We start from the raw sequence: 21711 nt of genomic DNA, 5'->3' as shown, positions 1-21711 counted from the left end.
TGGTGCGGGAGTGGTCGTGCGGGACCGGACGTGCGGCGGGCGGGGTTGGCCGTTCCGGGGCGCACGCGTGGGCGTGCACCCCGGAGACGACCGCCGTGGACCCCGCTCGGGTCCACGGCCACCGGCCGGGAGCCGTCCCTCCCGGCCGGAAGTCATCCGGGTGGTCAGGCCTCGGCGGCGATCTTCGCCAGCCGTCGGGCCTCGTCCCGCGTGGCGCGGGCGATGGCGTCCTCGTCGGCCGTGAGCAGCCGCCCGTCCTCGACGATCTGCCGGCCGTCCACGAACGAGGCGGTGACCGGGGCGGCCGCGCCGAACACCAGGGCGGTCACCGGGTCGGCGATGGAGGCGTGGGCGAGCGTGTCCAGCTTCCACAGCACGAGGTCGGCGAGCTTGCCGGGCTCCAGGGAGCCGGTCTCCGCCGCCCGGCCGAGGACCTGGGCGCCGCCGTACGTGCCGAGACGCAGGGCCTGACGGGCGTTCAGCGCGGCCTCCTTGTGGCCGCCGAGGCGGTTGATGAGGAGGGCGTTGCGCAGCTCGGTGTGGAGTTCGCCGGACTCGTTGGAGGCGGTGCCGTCGACGCCGAGGCCGACGGGGACGCCGGCCGCGAGCATGTCGGGGACGCGGGCGATCCCCGCGGCGAGGCGGGCGTTGGAGGACGGGCAGTGCGCGACGCCGGTCCGGGACCGGGCGAAGGCGGCGATGTCGGAGTCGTTCATGTGGACGCAGTGCGCCATCCACACGTCCTCGCCGAGCCAGCCGGTGGACTCGAAGTAGTCGGTCGGGCCCATGCCGAACAGTTCGTGGCAGAACTTCTCCTCCTCCACGGTCTCCGAGCCGTGGGTGTGGAGGCGGACGCCGAGGCGGCGGGCCAACCGGGCGCCGTCGCGGAGCAGTTCGGTGGAGACGGAGAAGGGCGAGCAGGGCGCGACGGCGACCTGGGTCATGGCGCCGAAGGAGGAGTCGTGGTGCTGCCGCACGGTCTCCTCGGTGGCCGCGAGCGCACCGTCGAGGGTCTCCACGGCGAAGTCCGGGGGCAGACCGCCGTCCTTCTCGCTGCGGTCCATGGAGCCGCGGGCGAGGGTGAAGCGGACGCCCATGTCGCGGGCGGCGCCGATGATCGCGCCGGAGAGGTCACCGGAGCCCCGCGGGAAGACGTAGTGGTGGTCCATGGCGGTGGTGACGCCGCCGCGGGCCATCATCGCGAGGGACCCCTGGGCGGCGGCGCGGACCATCGGCTCGTCGATGCGCGCCCAGGTCGGGTACAGCGCGACGAGCCAGTCGAAGAGGTTGTGGTCCGTGGCCAGGCCGCGGGTGATCCACTGGTAGAAGTGGTGGTGGGTGTTGATCAGCCCGGGCGTCACGAGGTGGCCGGAGGCGTCGATGCGGCGTACGACGTTCTCCAGGCCCTCGGGGGCCGCGCCCTCGCCGAGGGACTCGATGCGGTTGCCGGTGAGGACGACGTGCCCGGAGGCGTACTCGGTGTCGTGTCCGTCGACGGTCGCGATCGCGCAGTTCTCGATGACGATGCGCCGGTCTGCTGCCATGGTTCGTCCCTTTTCACGAAGTGTGCTGAATTGGAGAGGGCACGGCAGGACCCCGGGAGATTTGAGTGCCGTGGCCGGGAGAAGGGTTCCCCGGCCACGGGTGCCGAAAGAGGGAACCTCAGAGGTTGGTGAGGTCCACGGGGATCCGCGCCTCGCATCCGTCCCGCAGGATCGTCGCCTCGATCAGGCCGTAGGGGCGATCGGCGGCGTAGTACACCTCATTGTCGTTCTTCAGCCCGAACGGCTCCAGGTCGACCAGGAAGTGGTGCTTGTTCGGGAGGGAGAAGCGGACCTCGTCGATCTCGCCGCGGTTGTCGATGATCCGCGAACCCATCTCGTACAGGGTCTGCTGGAGCGAGAGCGAGTAGGTCTCGGCGAACGCCTGGAGCATGTGCTTCTTCACCTGCTCGTAGGACTTCTCCCAGTTCGGCATGCGCTGCTCGTCGTCGGTCCAGTTGAACCGCCAGCGGCCGGAGACCTCGGTGGCCAGGATGCGGTCGTAGGCCTCCTTCAGCGTCGTGTACTTGTCCTTGACGTAACCCCAGAACTCGGAGTCGGTCGAGTTCATCACGACCAGGTCCTTCAGGCCGGAGACGACCTCCCACGACGAGCCGTCGTAGGTGATCTGGGTCAGCCGGACCTCCTGGCCCTTGCGGACGAAGGAGTGCTTGGCCTCGTCGGCGCCGCTGGACCGCGAGGTGGCGTCGGAGGCCTCGATCCGCTCCCAGGCGTACTCCTCGATGCGGATCCGGGCCCGGTGGATCGGCTCCTGGCTGGTGACGAAGTGCCGGGCGAGGTGGATGCCGAACTGTTCGGCGGACTCGATGCCGTGTTCCTTGGCGAACGCGTACACCGTGTTCTTGGTGGTGTCGGTCGGCAGGACGTTGGCGTTGGCGCCGGAGTAGTGGACCTCGTCCATGTCGCCGCTCAGCGCGACGGAGACGTTGAGGTCCTTGATGTGGTGGATGGCGCCGTCCCGCGTGATCTTGACGACTCGGTTCTCGGCCTTGCCGTACTGGTTCTGTCCCAGGATCACGGGGCGGGCAGGGCGGGAAGTGTCTGCCATCTTTAGCTAGCTCCCTCGGTATACGGAGTAGCCGAACGGGTTGAGCAGCAGCGGTACGTGGTAGTGCTCACCGGCCTCGACGGCGAAGGTGATCGCCACCTCCGGAAAGAAGGCACCGCTGTCCCGATTCGCGGGGGCGTCCTGCTGCGCATCGGCTTGCTTCTTCGCAGATTCTTCGAAGTACGGCTCCACCGCGAAGTCGAGCCGTACGTGGGTGGTGCCTTCCGGCAGCGCCGGGAGGTCCTTGCACCGGCCGTCCGCGTCGGTCGCGGATCCGCCGAGCGCCTGCCAGTCCGCCGCGCGCCCGGAGCGGGCGGCGAGCCGGACGGCGACGCCCTCGGCGGGGCGGCCGACGCTGGTGTCCAGGATGTGCGTGGACACGGAGGCGGTGGTGCTGGTGCTCATGGGGTCAGGCTTCCTCTTCGACGAGCCGGGCCAGGCGGATGCGGTTGATCTTCCCCAGTTCGGTGCGGACGATCTCCCGCTCCTGCTCCGGCGTGTTGCCGAGCCGCTCTCTGACCGCGTCACGCATCTGCTCGCCGGTGCGGCCGGTGGCGCAGATCAGGAAGACGTGGCCGAACTTCTCCTGGTAGGCGAGGTTCAACTCCAGCATCTGTGCCCTGAGTGCGTCGGAGGCACCGGCCATGCCGCGCTGCTCCCGCGCCGAGGTGGGGTCACCGGGCTTGGGACGGCCGATGGGCGGGTGGCCGGCCATCGCCTCGTCGAGGTCGGTGGCCGTCAGCTCCGCCATGGCGGCGTCGCTGGCGGCGTACAGGTCCTCGGCGGTGGCGTAGGGGCGGGCGGACAGCAGGCGTTTCGCCCACGCCGTGGCGGCGCACGCCTCGTGGAGTGCGGTGAAGGCCGCGTGCTCCTCGAGGGTGTTGAACCGGGTCAGGCCCGGCGGCGTGGAAGTGGACGTCACGGGAGCCTCCGTGGCCGGATTCGGCCTTCGTGCTGAACGGGCGTGCCGACAGCTAACGCCCTCGCCCGACAGCACGTCAACAGTTTGTTGAAAATTCGGCGGCACGAAACCGGACCGAAACACCCGGGGCCGGTCAGGCTCCGGCCTCACAGTTGCCGTCCGGGGCCCGTCAGGCCCCGGGTTGTGTCCGGGGCCCGTCAGGCCCCCTTCTCACGGTTGAGGTAGTTGTAGACGGTGAAGCGGCTGACGCCGAGGGCACTCGCCACCGTCTCCACCCCGTGCCGCACGGAGAAGGCGCCGCGCGCCTCGAGTATCCGTACGACCTCCTGCTTGGCCCTGCGGTCCAGATCGGCCAGCGGCATGCCCTTGCGGCGCTCCATGGCGGCCAGGATGTGATCGAGGGAGTCGGCGAGCTGCGGCAGCCGTACGGCGACGGCGCCCCTGCCCTCCCAGGCCAGGACGACGTCGTCGGGGCCGGCCTCGTCGGGCGGGATCATCTCGCCGCCCATGGCGTCGACCAGGGGTTTCACGGCCGCGATGAACGGCTCGTCCCCTGTGCCACTCACGCCTGACCCTCCTTGACCACGTTGACCTGGAGCGAGACGCGGGTGGCACCCGCCTCCAGGGTCTTGCGGAGGAGGGTGTCCACGGCGGTGAGCACCGCGTCGGCACCGCCCTCAGCGGTGTTGCCGAACGGGCCCACGTCGACGGCGTCCAGCTCGGCGGCCTCCACGACCTCGCGGGCCACCACCGCGTGCGCGGGCGCCTCGTCCAGGTCGAACGGCTCGGTCGTGAACTCCACTCTCAGTCGCACGCGCTCAACCTAACGCGCGGGGCGGGCTTTCCGGCAGCCCCTCTTGACAGCCCTCTCACCCCACGGGCAGTCTTCCGTTAAGCAGAAATGAGATTCCATAATACGGAAATGATGCCGTGGAAGGCTCACCACGGCAGACAAGGAAGGGAGCGCCGCCCCGATGGGATTCGCAGACCAGCGCTTCAACGTCAACCTGTCGATCCTCTTCACGGAGCTCCCCCTCCTGGAGCGCCCCGCGGCCGCCGCCGCGGCGGGCTTCACCGCGGTCGAGCTGTGGTGGCCCTGGGCCGACTCGCCCGTCCCCGAGCGGTCCGGGCCCGACGCCCTCAAGCGCGCGATCGAGGACGCCGGCGTCCAGCTCACCGGCCTGAACTTCTACGCCGGGCGGCTGCCGGGCCCCGACCGCGGCGCCCTGTCGGTTCCCGGCGAGGAGTCGGATCGGTTCCGCGCCAACATCGACGTGGCAGCCGACTTCGCCGCCACCCTGGGCTGCCCGGCCCTCAACGCCCTGTACGGCAACCGAGTCGAGGGCGTGGACCCGGCCGAGCAGGACGCGCTCGCGCTGGAGAACCTGGTCCTCGCGGCCCGCGCCGCCGACCGGGTCGGCGCGGTCCTGCTGATCGAGGCGCTGAACCAGCCCGAGTCGCCGCTGTACCCGCTGGTGTCGGCCCCGGCGGCCGTCGAGGTCGTCGACCGGGTCAACGAGGCGACGGGGCTGGGCAACGCCCGCTTCCTCATGGACCTCTACCACCTGTCCATGAACGGCGAGGACCTCCCGGCGGTGATCGAGCGGTTCGCCTCGAAGACCGGGCATGTGCAGATCGCCGACAACCCGGGGCGCGGCGCACCGGGCACGGGCTCGCTGCCCCTCGAAGACCTCCTCGACCGGCTGAAGAAGGCGGGTTACGACGGCTGGGTCGGCCTCGAGTACAAGCCGGGCGACCGCCCGAGCGCCGAGGCCTTCGACTGGCTGTCCCGCTGACCCCCGTACCGAAAGGCACCCCAGCATGAGCAACGCACTCGCGGCCTCCCCCCACCCGACCCGCCCGGCGGTCGCCTGGATCGGCCTCGGCATCATGGGCTCCCCCATGTCCGAGAACCTGATCAAGGCGGGTTACCAGGTCACCGGCTACACGCTGGAGCGGGACAAGCTGGACCGCCTGGCCGCCGCCGGTGGCACCGCCGCCGGATCGATCGCCGAGGCCGTGAAGGACGCCGACGTCGTCATCACGATGGTCCCGGCCTCCCCGCAGGTCGAGGCCATCGCCTACGGCCCGGACGGCATCCTGGCCAACGCGAGGTCCGGCGCGCTGCTGATCGACATGTCCTCGATCACCCCGCAGACCTCGGTCGACCTGGCGAAGGCGGCGAAGGACAAGGGCATCCGCGTCCTGGACGCCCCGGTGTCCGGCGGCGAGGCCGGTGCCATCGAGGCCGTGCTGTCCATCATGGTCGGCGGCGAGCAGGCCGACTTCGACGCCGCGAAGCCGATCTTCGAGGCGCTCGGCAAGACCATCGTGCTGTGCGGCCCGCACGGCTCCGGCCAGACGGTGAAGGCCGCCAACCAGCTGATCGTCGCCGTGAACATCCAGGCGTGCGCCGAGGCCGTGGTGTTCCTGGAGAAGTCCGGCGTGGACCTGAAGGCCGCCCTGGACGTCCTGGGCGGCGGACTCGCCGGCTCGACCGCGCTGACCCGCAAGAAGGACAACTTCCTCGGCCGGGACTTCGAGCCGGGCTTCCGGATCGACCTGCACCACAAGGACATGGGCATCGTCACGGACGCCGCCCGCAACGTCGGCGCGGCCCTGCCCGTGGGTGCCGTGGTCGCCCAGCTCATCGCGAGCCTGCGGGCGCAGGGCGACGGCGGCCTCGACCACTCGGCGCTGCTGCGGGCCGTGGAGCGGCTCTCCGGCGCGCAGCTCTGACCCTCCCCCGGCCCTCGCAGCCCGGGGGCCCGATCCCGGGCGGCGCCACCGCTGACACCTGTCCTGTCGCGCCCAGAGACACACTTCCACGCCGCCGACCCCGGGTACGGGCGGCGCGTGGAGGAGGCGGTCCGCGCCCTGCGCGAGAACCGAACTCCCTGACCGTGCCCGACCGCCCGGGGCGACCCGGATGAGGGGTGGTCCCCCGGGCACGGACACGGTCAGGGCGCAGACCGCGGCGGCTGCGAGCCAGTGCGGTGGTGAAGGGCCCGGGCCGGCTTCTCGACCTGAGGGAAGCCCGCCCCGGCGCCCGTCGCACCCGCCGCGGTCCCAGCACCACCCCTGTCCTCCAGACCCCGTCCGGCGGCGCGAACGTCCTGTCGCGCCCAGCCTCGCGCCGCCGGACGGCCAAGCCCTCTCAGGGTGCGGATAGGTCCCGTTCGCAGCAGCCTGAAGGCATGGCACCTCCCACCGAGCAACCGCACGTCGTGGTCCACGCCCCCGCCCTGGACGGCTCGCGCCGGGTCACCCTGGGCGAGGAGCCGCTGGGCGTCGCCACCCACACCGACGACGTCGCCGAGATCCTGCGCCTGGCCGACCTGTACGTCACCGACGTCGCCGAGAGCGACCTCGTCGAGTGGCAGGGCGGCGGGCCGGACGACTGGCCGGGGCTGTCGGAACACCACGAGGTGTGAGCGCGCCTACGGCACCGGTCGTACAGCCCGTACGGAACCCTCAAATGAACCTCTGAACCCGGCCCCGGGGGCTTCAACTGCCCCCGGGGCCGGGCACATTCTCGTCACACGGGGCCCGCCGGCACGGGGGCTGCGGGCCCCGGTACGGGGGTGAGGCCATGAGCGACGGCACGGCGGTCCGGCTGGAGCCGCACGAGATCGCACTGCTGGGGGAAGGCCCGCGGGCCGCCATCACCGTCGCCGTGGTGGACCTGCATCTGAGGGGCCTGGTGGAGGCAGATCTGCCCGGGACCGTCCGGGCGGGTGTCGCGGACGCCGGGCGGGCGGAGCGGCCGCCCTCTCCCCTGGCTGCCGCGGTGCACGCCTGTCTGCGCGCGCCCGCGGCTCCGAAGGCCTTGGTGAAGGATCCGGAAGTCCGCCTCGCGGTGGCCGTCATGCGCATCCCGCTCGCCGAGGCGGGGCTGCTGCGCTATCCCCTGCTCGGCCCGACGCGCGCCGCCCGCCGCCATGTCCGGGCTGTGCAGGACGTCCATCCCCTGCCGACGAGCCGGCAGGGTCTGACCGACCGCGAACGCCTGCTGCTGGTCGCCCTGCACGGTGAGGCGGCCCTGCGGGTGCTGGTGCCGCGCTTCGCCCTGCGGGCGGGTCTGGTCCGCCGGGCCGAGGTGGGAGGCAAGAGCCTCCTCAAGAACTCACCGCGCGGCGGGGCCGGCGGGGGCGGGGGCCACCACTACTGCGGCGGAGGCGGGGGCGGATGCGGAGGCGGCGGGAGCTGACCCGGAGCCGGCCCCCCGTGCGTGAGTGAGCGGTCATGCGCGGCGACGCGGCACGGGCATACGAGGGGGGCGGCCCGTCTCCCATGGACGGGCCGCCCCTCCGCTCCCCTGCGCGTCAGACCTTCAGCGCCCTGATCGACGTCGGCGCGTGGCCGGGCTCGGTGGCGATCTCCTCGAACTCCACGACGTTGCCGATGTCGTTGGTCGTCGACATGGAGATGTTGGTGACGCGTTCCAGGATCGCCTCGACGACGACCGGGACGCGGTACTCCGCGGCCAGCTTCTTGGCCTGCTCGAAGGCGTCACCCAGCTCGGCGGGATCGGTGACGCGGATCGCCTTGCAGCCGAGGCCCTCGGCGACCTTGACGTGGTCGACGCCGTAGACGCCGAGCTCGGGCGAGTTGAGGTTCTCGAACTCCAGGTTCACCTGGAAGTCGATCTCGAACGCCCGCTGTGCCTGACGGATCAGCCCCAGGTAGGAGTTGTTCACCAGGACGTGGACGTACGGGATCCTGTGCTGCGCGCCGACGGCCAGCTCCTCCAGCATGAACTGGAAGTCGTAGTCGCCGGAGAGGGCGACGACGGACGCCTCCGGGTCGGCCTTGGCCACGCCCAGGGCGGCCGGGATGGTCCAGCCGAGCGGGCCGGCCTGGCCGCAGTTGATCCAGTGGCGGGGCCTGTGGACGTGCAGCATCTGCGCACCGGCGATCTGCGAGAGGCCGATGGCGGAGACGTACCGGGTCTCCGGGCCGAAGGCCTTGTTCATCTCCTCGTAGACGCGCTGCGGCTTGATCGGGATGTCGTCGAAGTGCGTACGGCGCTGCAGCGTCGCCTTGCGCTCCTGCGCGGCCTCGGCCCACGCGGAGCGGTCGGGGAGCGTGCCGGCCGTCTTCAGCTCGCGGGCGACCTCGACGAACAGCTCCAGGGCGGCCTTGGCGTCGGAGGCGATGCCGTAGTCCGGGGCGAAGATCCTGCCGATCTGGGTGGGCTCGATGTCGACGTGGACGAACGTCCGTCCGGCGGTGTAGACGTCGAGCCTGCCGGTGTGGCGGTTGGCCCAGCGGTTGCCGATGCCGAGGACGAAGTCGGACTCCAGGAACGTGGCGTTGCCGTAGCGGTGCGAGGTCTGCAGGCCGACCATGCCGGCGTTCAGCTCGTGGTCGTCGGGCAGGGTGCCCCAGCCCATCAGGGTCGGGACGACCGGGGTGCCGGTCACCTCGGCGAACTCGACGAGGAGTTCGGCGGCGTCGGCGTTGATGATGCCGCCACCGGCGACGATCAGCGGCCGCTCGGACGCGTTCAGCATCCCGATCGCCTTCTCGATCTGGGCGCGGGTCGCGGCGGGCCTGTAGACCGGGAGCGGTTCGTAGGTCTCCGGGTCGAGCTCGATCTCGGTGAGCTGCACGTCGATCGGCAGGTCGATGAGGACCGGGCCGGGGCGGCCGGAGCGCATCAGGTGGAAAGCCTGCTGGAAGACGCCCGGGACCTGCGCGGCCTCCAGCACGGTGACGGCCATCTTGGTGACCGGCCCCGCGATGGAGGCGATGTCGACGGCCTGGAAGTCCTCCTTGTGGATCACGGCGGTCGGGGCCTGGCCCGTGATGCACAGGATCGGGATGGAGTCGCCGGTCGCGGAGTACAGACCCGTGATCATGTCGGTGCCGGCCGGGCCCGAAGTGCCGATGCAGACACCGATGTTGCCCGGGTGGGCGCGCGTGTAGCCCTCGGCCATGTGCGAGGCGCCCTCGACGTGCCGGGCGAGGGTGTGGGCGATGCCGCCGGAGGCTTTGAGCGCCGCGTAGAACGGGTTGATCGCCGCGCCGGGGACACCGAACGCGTCGGCGACGCCCTCGCGCTTGAGGATCTCAACTGCCGCGCGGGCAGCGGTCATTCGAGCCATCGAGTACTCCTGCTTCGGCTGTCGGATTCGCACTCCCGTCGCGCCCCGCGGTGAGCTCTTCCGTATTGCGGAAATTACTTTCTACTATCTGGAATTAATGTATGCGGGGCGCGCGAAGGGCGTCAAGAGACGGAAAGCGCCGGACAGGGCAGGGCCGGAGGGGGCACGATGGGCACGCCGTCCCGATACGACACGGTTCTGGAGTGCCATGACCGAGACCGTCGCGGTGCGCTGCCCGGCCTGCCGCCGCGAACACCGCTACACGACACCGGCGTACCCGTGCGTGTGCGGCGCGCCGGTCGCCCCGCGACTGGACCGGGACGGGACGGCGACGCCCGTCTCGCACCGGGTCTGGCAGGACGACTGGGTGACGGTGCGGTGCGGCTCCTGCGGGCGACGCGGCGAGTGGCCGCGCCCGGAAGTGGGGTGCGCGTGCGGGGTGGTGCTGCGGGTGGCGGTGGTGGAGGGCAGGCAGGACGCTGCCGCTCGGGACGGCGCACCCGGTCCGGACGTCACACCGGCCCCGGAGGCGGCGACGGTCCGGCGCGCCGCCCCGGCCGCCCGGCCCCCCTTCCTCTCCGTCACGATCCGCACCGCGCGCGACGCCGTCACGGCCACCGCCCTGTATCTGCGCTGGCTCGGCTACCGGGGCGTACGCAGGGCGGACCAGCGCCCGCCCTCCGGCATCGGTCTCGCCGCCCGCGGTGTCGTCGCGCAGGTGGACCCGGCCGTACGCCCGGCGACCCTCAGGGACGTCGAATGTCTGTGGCTGACGGCCATGACGGAGTCCGCGGACTGCCTCTACTTCTCCCTCGCCGGGTACGCGGACGACGCCCGGGCCCGCGCCGACGCCCTGGGCATCGCCTTGTTCGTCCTCGACCTCACCGGCACGCCGAGGCCGGTGAACGCCCCGGCCGACGCCCTGGCCATGACCGGCACCGGTACCGAGAACCGGGCCCCGTGACCACCCCCGCGCACCGCATACTCACCGCATGCGCATCCGTCCCGCCACCCCCGCCGAACTCCCCGCCCTCCAGAACGTCGAACGTGCCGCCGGCGCCCCCTTCCGCGACCTCGGCATGCCGGAGATCGCGGACGACGAACCACCCGCGCTCGACACCCTGGAGCACCACCGAAGGGCGGGCCGCTGCTGGGTGGCGGTGGACGAGCGGGGCCGGCCGGCCGCCTACCTCCTCGCCGAACCCGTCGACGGCGCCCTGCACATCGAGCAGGTCTCGGTCCACCCACGCGCCGCACGCCAGGGCGTGGGCCGCGCCCTGCTGGACCACGCCGCCGGCCACGCCCGCGAGGAGGGCCTGACGGCCCTGACGCTCACCACCTTCACGGAGGTGCCGTGGAACGCCCCCTACTACGCCCGCCTCGGCTTCCGGCCCCTCGCCGAGGCGGACCTCACGCCCGGCCTGCGCGCGATCCGCGCGGCGGAAGCCGAACTCGGCCTGGACCGCTGGCCGCGCGTGTGCATGCGCAAGCCGCTGTGAGCGGAGCGGCCGTGCCGTGCCGTGCCCTCCGGCGGAGCGGCCGAGCCGTGCCGCGCCGTGCCCTCAGCCGCCTGCGAACCTCTCCCGCAGCTCCACCTTGCGGACCTTCCCGGACACCGTCATCGGGAAGGAGTCGAGGATCCGCACCCGGCTGGGGAGCTTGTAGTGCGCCAACCGCCCCTCGCAGAAGGCACGGAGCTCCTCCAGCGTGGGCGGATCGTCGGGGTCGCGCGCGATGACGCAGGCCAGGACCTCCTCGCCGTAGCGCTCGTGCGGGACGCCGACGACCTGGACGTCCTGGATCTTGGGATGGCCGTAGAGGAACTCCTCGATCTCGCGCGGGTAGATGTTCTCCCCGCCCCGGATGATCATGTCCTTGATGCGGCCGACGATCTCGACGTAACCGTCCTCGCGCATCACGGCGAGGTCACCCGTGTGCATCCAGCGGCCGGCGTCGACGGCCTCGGCGGTCTTCTCCGGCTCGTTCCAGTAGCCGAGCATCACGCTGTAGCCGCGGGTGCACAACTCGCCCGCCGTGCCGCGCGGTTGCGTGACTCCCGTGGCCGGGTCGACGATCTTGACCTCGATGTGCGGCAGGACCCGGCCGACCGTGCCGGTGCGGTGCTCCAGGTCGTCGTCCCTGCGGGTCTGCAGGGACACCGGGGACGTCTCGGTCATGCCGTAACAGATCGAGACCTCCGCCATGTGCATCTCGGCGACCACCCGCTTCATCACCTCCACCGGGCAGGGCGAGCCCGCCATGATGCCGGTGCGCAGGGAGGAGAGGTCGTAGGAGGCGAAATCGGGGAGGTTCAGCTCCGCGATGAACATGGTCGGGACGCCGTAGAGCGAGGTGCAGCGCTCCTGCTGGACCGCCTCCAGGGTGGCCTTCGGGTCGAAGGACGGGGCGGGGATGACCACGCAGGCGCCGTGCGAGGTGGCGGCGAGATTGCCCATGACCATGCCGAAGCAGTGGTAGAAGGGCACCGGGACGCAGATCCGGTCCTGCTCGGAGTAGGCGACCAACTCACCCACGAAGTAGCCGTTGTTGAGAATGTTGTGGTGGGAGAGGGTCGCGCCCTTCGGGAAGCCCGTCGTGCCCGACGTGTACTGGATGTTGATCGGGTCGTCGCAGGAGAGCTCGTCGTACGTCGCCTCGGGAGTCGCCCGCCCGAGCAGCGCCTCCCAGCTCGGATCGCCGAAATAGACCACCTCGCGCAACTCCGTTACCGCGCCGCGGACTTGATCGACCATCGCCCGGTAGTCGCTCGTCTTGTGACTCAGGGAGGCGAACAGCAGGGACACGCCCGCCTGCTTCAGGACGTACTCCACCTCGTGGGTGCGGTACGCCGGGTTGATGTTCACCATGATCGCGCCGATGCGGGCGGTGGCGTACTGGACGAGCACCCACTCGGGGCAGTTGACGGCCCAGATGCCCACCCGGTCGCCCTTGGCGACACCGGAGGCGTGCAGGGCGGAGGCGAGTTCGTCGACCGCCGCGCCGAACTCGGCGTACGTCCAGCGCCGTCCGGAGGGCACGTCGACCAGGGCCTCGCGGTCCGGCCAGGCCGCCACGGCCCGGTCCAGATCGGCCCCGATGGTGTCGCCGAGCAGCGCCGTCGCGCCGGTGCCGTGGCTGTAGGAGTTCACCGGAAGTCCTCCTCGCGGTACTCGGCGTCCGACCCGGCCGCCGTGGCCTCACGCAGCTCGATCCGGCGGATCTTGCCGGAGACGGTCTTGGGCAGCTCGCCGAACTCCAGGCGGCGGATGCGCTTGTAGGGGGCCAGGGCCTCGCGGGAGTGCTCGAACAGGACCTTGGCGGTGTCGGGGCCGGGCTCCCAGCCCTCGGCCAGCACCACGTACGCCTTGGGGACGGCGAGCCGCAGTTCGTCCGGGGCGGGCACGACCGCCGCCTCGGCGACCGCCTCGTGCTCCAGCAGGGCGCTCTCCAGCTCGAACGGGCTGATCTTGTAGTCGGAGGCCTTGAAGACGTCGTCGCTGCGCCCGATGTACGTCAGGTAGCCCTCGTCGTCCCGGGAGGCGACGTCGCCCGTGCGGTAGTAGCCGCCGGCCATGGCCTCCGCCGTGCGGTCCGCGTCGCCGTGGTAGCCGGTCATCAGGCCGACGGGGCGCTCCGACAGGTCGAGTGCGATCTCGCCCTCCGTGGCGCCCGGTGCGCCGGAGACGGGGTCGAGGAGTTCGACGCGGTAGCCGGGGCTGGGCCGGCCCATCGAACCGGTCTTGAGCGGCTGGCCGGGGCTGTTGGCGACCTGGACCGCCGTCTCGGTCTGGCCGAAGCCGTCCCGGATGGTGAGGTGCCAGGCGCGGCGGACCTGCTCGATGACCTCCGGGTTGAGCGGCTCGCCGGCCGCGACGACCTCGCGGGGCGGGGTGCGCAGCTGTGTCAGGTCGGCCTGGATGAGCATGCGCCACACCGTCGGCGGGGCGCAGAAGGTGGTGACGCCGGCCCGGTCCATCTCGGTCATGAGACGGACGGCGTCGAAACGCGTGTAGTTGTGCAGGAAGACCGTCGCCTCGGCGTTCCAGGGGGCGAAGAGATTGGACCAGGCGTGCTTGGCCCAGCCGGGCGAGGAGATGTTCAGGTGCACGTCGCCGGGTTTCAGGCCGATCCAGTACATGGTCGACAGATGGCCGATCGGGTACGACGTGTGGGTGTGCTCGACGAGTTTGGGCCGGGCCGTGGTGCCCGAGGTGAAGTAGAGCATCAGCGGGTCGTCGGCCCGGGTCGGGCCGTCGGGGGTGAAGGCGGCGGAGGCGCCGTGGGCGTCGTCCAGCGGCAGCCAGCCGTCCGGCACCGCACCGGCGGCGCCCGCGGCGATGCGTGTGTAGTCGCCGGGGACCTCGGCGAACTTCCCGGTGTCCTCGGAGCGCGCGATGACGTGCCGCACCCGGCCGCGTTCGACCCGGTCGCGCAGGTCGGCGGGGCCGAGCAGCGGGGTGGCCGGGATGACCACCGCGCGCAGTTTCATCGCGGCGAGGGCGGTGATCCACAGTTCGGCCTGGTTGCCGAGCATGACGAGGATCCGGTCCTCGGCGCGCACGCCCCGCTGACGCAGCCAGGTGGCGAACTGGTCCGACCGTACGGACATTTCCCCGAAGGACAGCCGGGTCTCGCGGCCGTCCTCCTCGACGAGGTGCAGGGCGGTGCGGTCGTTGCCGTCGGCGATCGCGTCGAACCAGTCGAGCGCCCAGTTGAAGTACTCGGGGCGGGGCCAGCGGAAGCCCTCGTAGGCGGTCGGGTAGTCCTCGCGGTGTTCGAGCAGGAAATCCCGCGCGTCGCGGAACAGCTCCGTCGCCGATGTCATCTGTCCTCCTGGGTGCCGGACCATTGCCGGGCGGCTCTGAGCCATCGTGTAATCCGTGATGCAGGTCTCACTACCCCCGAACGGGGGGTGCGCCCGCACAGGAGCCGTGATGAAGGGTCGGATCAGGTGACGACGGACGCGTCCGACGCGGTCGAGATACGCAACGCGCTGCTGCGTCTGCGGCGGGGCACCGGCCTTCCCGTCGCCTTCGGCGGCCTGCTGGAGGCCGGGCAGCAGATGCGCATCAGCGAACTGAGCGGCACGGCGACGCACGCCCTGCGGTCGTTGGTGGTGACGTCCGGCACCGGTCTCGGCGGCAAGACGGTGGCGCTGGCCCGGCCGTGCGTGGTGACGGACTACTCGGCGTCGCGGCAGATCAGCCACGAGTACGACGCTCCCGTGGCCGCGGAGGGGCTGCGCTCGGTGCTGGCCGTGCCGGTGGTGGTGCGGCACCGGGTGCGCGGGGTGCTGTACGGGGCCCTGCGCACGTCCCAGCCGCTGGGCGAGCGGATGCTGGACGCGGCCGTGGAGGCGGCGCGGGACGTGGAGCGGGCCCTGGTGGTCCGGGACGAGGCCCGAACGCTCGCCGCCGGGGCCGGAGCGGGCCCGGGGTGGGAGCGGGTGCGGGAGGCGCACGCGGCCCTGCGGGCGCTGACCCCGCGGATCGCGGACCCGCAGCTGCGCGCGGAGGTGCACGAGGTGTGTGCGCTGCTGACGGCCGAGTCCGCCGGGCCGGCGCGGGTCCGGCTCGCACCGCGCGAGGTGGACGTGCTGACGTGCGTGGCGGCGGGGGCGACGAACGCGGTCGCCGCGGAGCGGCTGGGCGTGACGCCGGAAACCGTCAAGGGATACCTGCGATCGGCCATGCGGAAGCTGCGGGCCCGCACCCGCGGCGAGGCCGTGGTCGCCGCGCGGCGGGCCGGGTGGTTGCCGTAGGTTGGTGGTGTTTTCGGTGGTGCCTGCACGATCGCTCTGCCGACGGGTTCCCCCGGGGGGCGCCGACCCCGTGTTCCGCGGCATTCGGGAGTCCGGTGAATTCTCCCGCCGTCACGTGTTGTTATTTCCCTCACGAGGTCGTCCCTCCGAAATTCAAACAGCTGTTGCCTAATATTGGCCAGGACACGACACAGGGAGGGGAGCGGTGACCGTACGACGGGACTTCCAGGAGCCTCCCAGGAGCCGCCCCGACCTGGTCATCGGCCGGGAGGATCTGTTCACCTCGGCGCGTGAGCAGCTCGGCCGAGGGGGCAGTGTGCTGCTCCACGGGCCCGCCGGAATTGGAAAGTCGACGGTCCTGCGGGCGCTGGCCGCGGATTACGGCGGTTCCGCCCGGACGGTGTTGCGCTGCTCGGCGACCGAGTCCGAATCCCACCTGCCCTTCCTGGCGCTGGCCGACCTGTTCGGGCTGGTCCTCGACGAGGTGTCCGGCGCACTGCCCGGTGCGCAGCGCACCGCCCTGGAGTCGGCGCTCACCGGCCGCGGCGAGTCCACGCTCCAGCGGGACGGGCTCGCGCTGCGCCTGGCGGTGCTGTCGGCGCTGCGCGTCCTCGCCGCGAAGGGCCCGGTGCTCGTGGTCGCCGACGACCTCCAGTGGCTGGACGCCGCCAGCGCGGAACTGCTCGGTTTCGCGGCCCGCCGGCTGGGTGACACGCCCGTGCAGATGCTGTGCGCGGTGCGGACCGAGGGCCAGGAGTACGACCGCCACCTGCCCGCGTCCCCGCCCGACACGCTCGCCGTCCGGCTGGGCCCGCTGACCCGTACGCAGGTCTCCGCGCTGCTCGACCACCGCGGCTACACGTCCCTGTCCCGCTCCACGATCCGCGACATCCACCGCACCAGCGGCGGCAACCCGCTCTTCGCGCTGGAGCTGGGCCGGGCCCTGGCCGAGAGCCCGGCCCGGCCCCGGCCGGGCGAGCCGCTGCCCGTGCCCACCTCGCTGCGGGCCCTGGTCCTGAGCCGGCTGGAGATGTTGTCCGACGAGGCGCGCCGCACCCTGCTCGTCGCCAGCGCCGGTGCCCGTCCCACCCTGGCGCTGCTGCACGCCGCCGGGCGGGAGCACGCCGAGGCCGAGACGGCCCAGGCGGCGGCCCTGGGGCTGCTGGCCACGGACCCCGAGGCGCCTGCCCTGCGGTTCGCGCATCCGCTGATCTCGGCCGCGCTGTACGCGGAGGCCCCGGCGCAGGAGCGGCGGGCCGTGCACGCCGCGCTGTCCACGGCGGCCTCCGACCCGATCGAGCGGGCCCGGCACCTGGCCCTGGCGAGCACCGGCACCGACCCGGACGTCGCGGCCCGGCTCGCCGAGGCCGGCGCGCTGGCCCGGGACCGCGGGGCGCCCTCCGTGGCCGCCTCGCTCGGGCTGCTGTCCGCCCGGCACACACCGGCGGACAGCACGCCCGGCCCCGACGAGCGGCGTCTGCTGGCCGCGGAGGACGCGATCACCGCCGGCGAGGCCGATCTCGCCCGGGACATCGCACGCGACGTACTGACGCGTGCCACCGTGCCCGCCGAGCGGGTGCGGGCCTGGATGGTGGTCATCGAGGCGGCCGGGCAGGCCCTCGGCGAGGTCGACGCCGTCTTCCCGCAGGTCCTGGCCGACGCGGGTGACGACCCGTGCCTCCTCGCCCAGGTCCACTACCAGCTGGCCTGGCGCGGCCTGGTCGTCGAGGGCGACTTCGCCGAGGCCCGCCAGGAGGCCGCGCACGCGGCGGAGCTGGCCGCCCGGGGCGGGGACCGGCGCACCGAGCTGATGGCGCTGTCCTTCCAGGCCTCGACCGAGACCCTGATGGGCCACCCGGACGCCCCCGTGACCGTCAAACGGGCCTTGAAGGAACCCCAGGACCCCTACGTGGCCTGCCACCACAACGGCGCCGGGTCGGCCCGGTTCCGCTGGCTGATCATGAGCGACCAGCTGCCCGAGGCGCGGGCGACCATCACCGCGCTGCTGCGCGAGGTGCGCCGGCGCGGCATGGTCGAGAGCGAGGTGCACTTCCTGCGCTTCCTCGCCGACACGGAACTGCGCTCCGGACACTGCGGCCGGGCCCTGGACCTGGCCCGTGAGAGCCTGCGGCTCGCCCGGGACTCCGGGATCGGCGAGGGCGCCTCGGCCATGCTCGCCTCCCTCGCGGAGGCCTCGGCCGGGGACGTCGACCGGGCCCTGGCCTTCGCCCGCGAGGCGGCGGACCACGCCGAGGTCGACGGCGACCAGATGTACCTGTCGCGGGCCCTGGCGGCGCTGGGCTACGCCCAGTTGGTGGCCGGCGACCCGGCCGCCACCGTCCGGTCGCTGCGCCGGGTGCGGGAGCTGGAGCAGGGCCTGGGCATCAACGACCCCGGGCGCGGGCGCTGGCACGGCGACCTCGCCGAGGCCCTGGTCCGCATCGGCGAGCCGGGCGAGGCCCAGGACGTCATCGACACGACCCGGGCGCACGCGCTGCGGCTGGGCCGGCAGAGCGTGCTGGCCGTCCTGGACCGGGCCGAGGCGCTGGTGCGGGCGGCACGCGGCGAACACGAGGCCGCCATCGTCCGGTTGGCGTCCGTGCAGGACCGGCTCGGCCGACTCGGATACGGGCTGGAGGAGGCCCGGGCCGCCTTCGCGCTGGCCCGCCTGCGCGCCCTGGCCGCCGCCTCCCCCCGCGCCAGCGCCAGGCCCCTGCCGGGACCGGTGTCGTACGACGAGGCCGCCCGGCTGTTCCGGCGCTGTCGCGCGCTGCCCTGGCTGCGGCAGGTCGACGCCGCCGCCACGGCCGGCCCCACGGCGGTGGAACCGGCCGCCGCCGCGCCGCCCGTCGCCCTGGACGCGCTGGAGGGGCTCGCCGCGATGGAGCGTCAGGTCGCCTCGCTGGTGATGGAGGGCGCGACCAACCGGGAGATCGCGGGGCGCCTGTTCATCAGCGTCAAGACCGTCGAGGCGACCCTCACCCGGGTCTACCGCAAGCTCGGGATCCGCTCCCGGGTGGACATCGTCCGGCTGGCCGCGGGCCGTCGCACGACCTGACCCCACCTGGGTTTACGGAGCCGGACCGAGGGTTATCCCTGCCCAACTCCCTTAGGGGGTTCCCTCATTGGGAGCCCCCTAGTGCTGGCTCTAGCTTTGGGGCGTGCCGCTCGCCGGGCACACGGAGATCCGAACAACGGCGTCAGGGTCCCCGTGCACCACCACCCGCGCGACCCCCCACCGGCAACTCCCAAGGAGACCCATGTTCGGGTTCAGCATTGCCAAGAAGGCCGCCGCCGTCGCCGCGGCGACCGCCGCCGCCGCCACGACCGCGCTGCTCGCCGCCCCCTCGGCCGTCGCCGCACCCCAGCCGATCGTCGGGGGTACCACGACCACGACGTCCGCGTACCCGTTCGTCATGCAGATCACGGACGCCTCGCAGAACCAGTTCTGCGGCGGCACGCTGGTCTCGCCCACCAAGGTCGTCACCGCCGCGCACTGCATGGTCGGCGAGACGACGAGCAGCGTGCGCGTGGTCGGTGGCCGCACCTATCTCAACGGCACCAACGGCACGGTCAGCAGAGTCAGCAAGATATGGATCCACCCGAGCTACACCGACGCCACCAACGGCGAGGACGTGGCCGTGCTGACGCTGTCGACGTCGATGCCGTACACCCCGGCGAAGTACGTCTCCTCCTCCCAGACGTCGGTGTACGCGGCCGGCACCACGGCCCGCATCCTCGGCTGGGGCACCACCGCCTCGAACGGCAGCAGCTCCAACCAGCTGCGCACCGCGACCGTACCGACCGTGTCCGACTCCAGTTGTGGGAGCTCCTACGGCTCCGACTTCGTGAAGAGCGAGATGGTGTGCGCCGGATACACCTCCGGCGGCGTGGACACCTGCCAGGGCGACAGCGGCGGCCCCCTGCTCATCGGGGGCGTCCTGGCAGGCATCACTTCCTGGGGCGAAGGCTGCGCCCAGGCCGGTTACCCGGGTGTCTACACCCGGCTGACCACCTTCTCCAACCTGGTCACGACGCAGGTCAACTCGTGACCGGCCACTAGCTCCTGAGTATCCCTCAGGTGATTGACCGGGGGGCGTTGCGGGCCTCCACGAGCGGCCCGCAACGCCCCCTGTTCCATGTCGTGAGGCGGCCCCTCTAGGTCCGTACGGCACCGAACCGGATGTCGTACGACGACCCCGGGTGCATGACCCGCAGCATCCGCTCCCCCTCGGTGGTGACCTCGTCCCGCTGCGCGCGGGTGAGGCGGTCGAAGGGCTCGATCACGAGCGCGTCCTCCGTCAGCCGCCACAGCCCCGCGAGGAAGCCGTCGACGAGGAGCGTGCAGTACACCATGTTGCCCTTCCACGAGCGGCCCCGGTGCTCGGGCGGGATCACGCGGCTGCGGTCGGCGTGCGAGAGCAGCAGGTTGTCGAACTCGGGGAGGAACCGCGGCGGTGCCGGGGTGTCCGGGTCGGGGCGGGGGGCTTCCGGGAGGTCGAAGAGTTCGACGCCGCGGTCGTCCCGGAAGGTCAGGAGCTGCGGGCGGAGGCGTTCGAAGGCGTCGCGCAGGCGCGTCATGCCGGCCCAGGTCTGCATGTCCTTCACCGAGGCCGGGCCGAAGGCCGCGAGATAGCGCAGGACGACCGCCTCGGGCGTGGGCGCCGGCTGTGCGGGCCGGCCGAGCCAGTGTTCGGCGGTGGTGAGACTGACCTGCCCGCTCCGCCCCCACAGTCCGCGCGGCGTCACCTGCACCAGCGGGAGGCGGCAGCGTGCGGCGACGGCCAGGGCCTGCGGATCGGCGTCGGGCCACTCCCGGAGCAGGGCCTCGCGCAGTTGCCCCATGGTGCGGGGCTCGGTCTCGACGAGGTCGCGGGCGAGCCGGGCCAGCCGGTCCAGGTCGACGCCGGCGAGTCCCTTGCGGAAGGTGACGAGCTCCCGGTCGCGGGCGGGCTGCACCAACGGCCGCAGGGTGAGGCAGTCGTCCGCGGTGTGGGTGTGGATCGTGGAGCGCATCGTGACGATCCGGACGGCCTCGCGGTCGGCCATCAGCCGGGACAGCGCCTCGGGGGCGAACCCGTCGAGCCGGGCGGCGAGCGCGTAGTACGGCGGTTTGACGTTCTGCGCCTGGAGCCCGAGCAGGTGCTCGACGGCCGCAGCGACGGAGAGCCGGGCGGGGCGCAGGAGCAACTGCCGGTCGAGGGTCGCGCGGTTGAGGGCACGCGCGTCGAGCAGGGGTGCCGTGCCGGTGACGCTCCGCTTGGTGTTCGTCATGTGAGGCACGGTAGCGGGACTTGCGGACAGGTTCTGGCCGCGACTGACGGGCCCGGTCGGCCGGGCTCCCGTTTCTCGGACGCCGCGCCGGTCGCCCCGCAGAACACGGAGACGCCGGCGGAGGCGGGGCGGCCGGCGAGCCGCACCTGGAAGCCATGGGCGGCCATCGCCCGCAGCGCGTCCCGGCCCGGCGATCAGCCGGGCGGACGTCGCCGACCTCCCTGTACGAGGCGGCCCACGCCCCCCCGGGGGGATTTCGCCGCGACGCCGTCGTCACCGACCGACGACGCCCGTGCGGGTCGTTACGCCCGCCGCGCCCCCGGGTACTCAGCAGTGCGTTCCCTGAACCCGCACCACACGCTCCACCCGGGAGATCCGATGCTTCGACTTCCACCCCGACCAGAACTCGCCGGATCCCATGAGTGACAGCACCGGACGGACGGTGGAGGACATGGAACGAGGCGCGGACCCGACGCGGTCGGCTCTGATCGTGATCGACATGATCAACACCTACGACCACGAGGACGCCGAGCTCCTCGTGCCGTCCGTCGAGCCGGTCGTGCCCGTCCTGACGGAGCTGCTCGGCCGGGCCCGCGAGGCGGACGCACCCGTGATCTACGTGAACGACAACTTCGGCCTGTGGCGTTCGCACCACGGAGAGCTGCTGGACGCGGCCCTGTCCCAGCCGAACTCCCACCTCATCGAGCCCATCCGGCCCGACGACCGGTCGCTCTTCGTCATGAAGGCCCGCCACTCGGTCTTCTTCGAGACGCCCCTGTCCTACCTGCTGTGGAGCCTGGACGTCGGACACGTGGTGCTGACCGGCCAGGTCACCGAGCAGTGCGTCCTGTACTCAGCCCTGGACGCGCACATCCGTCACCTGGAGGTGACGGTGCCGAGGGACGCCGTCGCCTCCATCCATCCCCACCTGGCCTCCGCGGCCCTCGAGATGATGGAACGCAACATGGGCGCCCGGATCATCACGGCGAAGGAGACCGAGTTCCCGCCCCGCGAGGCCTGAGGCGGCCTGAGGG

Annotated in this window: 20 protein-coding genes; 10 read left to right on the top strand and 10 right to left on the bottom strand. The window is 72.2% G+C overall.

Annotated features, from left to right (window positions below):
• Positions 1–164: 164 nt before the first annotated feature.
• From ACZ7EG_RS22535 to ACZ7EG_RS22510, 6 genes are all read right to left on the bottom strand, one after another.
• Positions 165–1544: an 8-oxoguanine deaminase gene (locus tag ACZ7EG_RS22535; protein WP_471081584.1), complete on the bottom strand. Its 1380-nt coding sequence runs from the start codon at positions 1542–1544 to the stop codon at positions 165–167.
• Between the two features lie 118 nt (positions 1545–1662).
• On the bottom strand, positions 1663–2610 hold the full coding sequence (gene pucL / locus ACZ7EG_RS22530; protein WP_471081581.1) for a factor-independent urate hydroxylase: 948 nt from the start codon (positions 2608–2610) through the stop codon (positions 1663–1665).
• Between the two features lie 6 nt (positions 2611–2616).
• On the bottom strand, positions 2617–3015 hold the full coding sequence (gene uraH / locus ACZ7EG_RS22525; protein ID WP_471081578.1) for a hydroxyisourate hydrolase: 399 nt from the start codon (positions 3013–3015) through the stop codon (positions 2617–2619).
• Positions 3016–3019: 4 nt separating this feature from the next.
• Positions 3020–3532, bottom strand: a complete 513-nt coding sequence (gene uraD, locus ACZ7EG_RS22520) for a 2-oxo-4-hydroxy-4-carboxy-5-ureidoimidazoline decarboxylase (RefSeq protein ID WP_471081575.1) — start codon at positions 3530–3532, stop codon at positions 3020–3022.
• A gap of 197 nt (positions 3533–3729) precedes the next feature.
• On the bottom strand, positions 3730–4098 hold the full coding sequence (locus tag ACZ7EG_RS22515; RefSeq protein WP_471081572.1) for a helix-turn-helix domain-containing protein: 369 nt from the start codon (positions 4096–4098) through the stop codon (positions 3730–3732).
• Positions 4095–4346, bottom strand: a complete 252-nt coding sequence (locus tag ACZ7EG_RS22510; protein ID WP_471081569.1) for a YkoF family thiamine-binding protein — start codon at positions 4344–4346, stop codon at positions 4095–4097. The genes ACZ7EG_RS22515 and ACZ7EG_RS22510 overlap by 4 nt, the downstream gene beginning before the upstream one ends.
• A gap of 160 nt (positions 4347–4506) precedes the next feature.
• Between ACZ7EG_RS22510 and ACZ7EG_RS22505 the strand changes: the two genes are divergently transcribed.
• The 4 genes from ACZ7EG_RS22505 to ACZ7EG_RS22490 all read left to right on the top strand — a co-directional run bounded on the left by ACZ7EG_RS22505 (position 4507) and on the right by ACZ7EG_RS22490 (position 7742).
• Positions 4507–5328: a TIM barrel protein gene (locus tag ACZ7EG_RS22505; protein ID WP_471081566.1), complete on the top strand. Its 822-nt coding sequence runs from the start codon at positions 4507–4509 to the stop codon at positions 5326–5328.
• Between the two features lie 25 nt (positions 5329–5353).
• Positions 5354–6271 (top strand): 2-hydroxy-3-oxopropionate reductase, encoded by a 918-nt coding sequence (locus ACZ7EG_RS22500; protein WP_471081563.1) that lies wholly within the window; start codon positions 5354–5356, stop codon positions 6269–6271.
• Between the two features lie 458 nt (positions 6272–6729).
• Entirely contained in the window at positions 6730–6966 is a 237-nt protein-coding gene (locus ACZ7EG_RS22495) for a hypothetical protein (RefSeq protein WP_471081560.1), read from the top strand.
• Positions 6967–7124: 158 nt separating this feature from the next.
• Complete coding sequence (locus ACZ7EG_RS22490; RefSeq protein ID WP_471081557.1) at positions 7125–7742, top strand: TIGR04222 domain-containing membrane protein; 618 nt, start codon at positions 7125–7127, stop codon at positions 7740–7742.
• A gap of 115 nt (positions 7743–7857) precedes the next feature.
• On the opposite strand, the gene gcl is transcribed toward ACZ7EG_RS22490, so the two are convergent.
• Entirely contained in the window at positions 7858–9642 is a 1785-nt protein-coding gene (gcl, locus tag ACZ7EG_RS22485; protein ID WP_471081554.1) for a glyoxylate carboligase, read from the bottom strand.
• 208 nt (positions 9643–9850) lie between these two features.
• On the opposite strand from gcl, the gene ACZ7EG_RS22480 reads away from it, so the two are divergent.
• Together ACZ7EG_RS22480 and ACZ7EG_RS22475 are read left to right on the top strand one after the other, a co-directional pair.
• Entirely contained in the window at positions 9851–10606 is a 756-nt protein-coding gene (locus tag ACZ7EG_RS22480) for a hypothetical protein (protein ID WP_471081551.1), read from the top strand.
• 28 nt (positions 10607–10634) lie between these two features.
• The gene (locus ACZ7EG_RS22475; protein ID WP_471081548.1) at positions 10635–11141 is read left to right on the top strand and encodes a GNAT family N-acetyltransferase; all 507 of its coding nucleotides are present in this window, start codon (positions 10635–10637) and stop codon (positions 11139–11141) included.
• Between the two features lie 63 nt (positions 11142–11204).
• Here ACZ7EG_RS22475 and ACZ7EG_RS22470 read toward each other — a convergent pair whose 3' ends face one another.
• Together ACZ7EG_RS22470 and ACZ7EG_RS22465 are read right to left on the bottom strand one after the other, a co-directional pair.
• The gene (locus tag ACZ7EG_RS22470) at positions 11205–12791 is read right to left on the bottom strand and encodes an AMP-binding protein (RefSeq protein WP_471081545.1); all 1587 of its coding nucleotides are present in this window, start codon (positions 12789–12791) and stop codon (positions 11205–11207) included.
• Positions 12788–14467, bottom strand: coding sequence for an AMP-binding protein (locus tag ACZ7EG_RS22465; protein WP_471081542.1), 1680 nt, complete (start codon positions 14465–14467; stop codon positions 12788–12790). Before ACZ7EG_RS22465 ends, ACZ7EG_RS22470 begins: the two co-directional genes overlap by 4 nt.
• A gap of 126 nt (positions 14468–14593) precedes the next feature.
• On the opposite strand from ACZ7EG_RS22465, the gene ACZ7EG_RS22460 reads away from it, so the two are divergent.
• From ACZ7EG_RS22460 to ACZ7EG_RS22450, 3 genes are all read left to right on the top strand, one after another.
• Entirely contained in the window at positions 14594–15403 is an 810-nt protein-coding gene (locus ACZ7EG_RS22460; RefSeq protein ID WP_471081539.1) for a helix-turn-helix transcriptional regulator, read from the top strand.
• A gap of 205 nt (positions 15404–15608) precedes the next feature.
• Positions 15609–18461: a helix-turn-helix transcriptional regulator gene (locus ACZ7EG_RS22455; protein WP_471081536.1), complete on the top strand. Its 2853-nt coding sequence runs from the start codon at positions 15609–15611 to the stop codon at positions 18459–18461.
• Positions 18462–18663: 202 nt separating this feature from the next.
• Entirely contained in the window at positions 18664–19455 is a 792-nt protein-coding gene (locus tag ACZ7EG_RS22450) for a S1 family peptidase (protein ID WP_471081533.1), read from the top strand.
• Between the two features lie 106 nt (positions 19456–19561).
• Here the strand turns inward: ACZ7EG_RS22450 and ACZ7EG_RS22445 are convergent, their stop codons facing one another.
• The gene (locus ACZ7EG_RS22445) at positions 19562–20677 is read right to left on the bottom strand and encodes a winged helix DNA-binding domain-containing protein (protein WP_471081529.1); all 1116 of its coding nucleotides are present in this window, start codon (positions 20675–20677) and stop codon (positions 19562–19564) included.
• Between the two features lie 451 nt (positions 20678–21128).
• Here ACZ7EG_RS22445 and ACZ7EG_RS22440 point away from each other — a divergent pair, with 451 nt between their 5' ends.
• On the top strand, positions 21129–21698 hold the full coding sequence (locus ACZ7EG_RS22440; protein ID WP_471081889.1) for a cysteine hydrolase family protein: 570 nt from the start codon (positions 21129–21131) through the stop codon (positions 21696–21698).
• The last annotated feature ends 13 nt before the right edge of the window (positions 21699–21711 follow it).

The sequence above is a fragment of the Streptomyces sp. NPDC037100 genome (assembly GCF_055606225.1).
This window is presented reverse-complemented; position numbering and strand designations above follow the sequence as displayed.